This window comes from Rhodobacter sp. P2_H5, from assembly GCF_056403335.1.
The window spans coordinates 1-798 of sequence record NZ_JBFUFS010000099.1; the positions used below are offsets into that span (position 1 = coordinate 1).

Annotated in this window: 1 protein-coding gene; it reads right to left on the bottom strand. The window is 55.9% G+C overall.

Annotated features, from left to right (window positions below; translation table 11 throughout):
* Positions 1-798, bottom strand: a 798-nt coding sequence (locus AC1DVR_RS23700) for an AAA family ATPase (RefSeq protein ID WP_478003079.1), incomplete at both ends; no start/stop codon positions are given.

Genomic DNA, 798 nt, shown 5'->3' on the forward strand with positions numbered 1-798 from the left:
TCGTCTGTTACGCGAGAAACGGACTCGATGGCGCGTTCGTATGTCTTGCGATTCACATCGCGCGGTTCGACCTCGAAGATGCTTTGCTGGGTATTTGCAGCATCACCGACCGCCGTTGACTTCAAGAATTCGGCGGGAAGCACCGCATCTCCGAGGACCGTGCGCAAAAGCGAGGAAATCTGCACTTGTGGCCCATCCGTGTTCTCGTAGCGCGTGATCAGGATCCTCACGAAGTTAAGCCCGTGTTCCGGCGCATGTGATTCGACAACCGCCATCAGGTTGCTTGCCATGCCCAGAAAGCTGGCCAGTGACATGACGTCCAGCATCGACGCGTTAAGCGGGATAACGACACCGGTGGATGCGAAGAGCGCAGAGATCACAGTGAAGTTTAGCTGCGGCGGGGTGTCAAAAATGACAATGTCGTAGTTGTCCAAGATCGGCTCGAGTGCATCGCGGATCCGGCTGTGAAAAGTCGTTGTTCCGTGGCGGAAACTTAGCGCAACCTCGAATTCGTATTCCATGATGTCCATGGAAGCCGGGATGAGGTCAACCGTTGGGAAATTGGTCTTTCTGATGATCTCTGAAGCGGGCAGGGGGCTCTCGGTTCGGATCAGATCGTAGGAGGTCGGCATGTCCGGGTCGAGTTCGGGCGTAACCCCGAAAAGACTGGTGAGACTTCCCTGGCTGTCGAGGTCGACAAGCAACACTCTGTAACCCCGAAGGCCCAGAAGTTGGCCGATGTGCGTGACCGTCGACGTTTTTGCGGAGCCGCCTTTAAGGTTGAAAACGGTCAACACC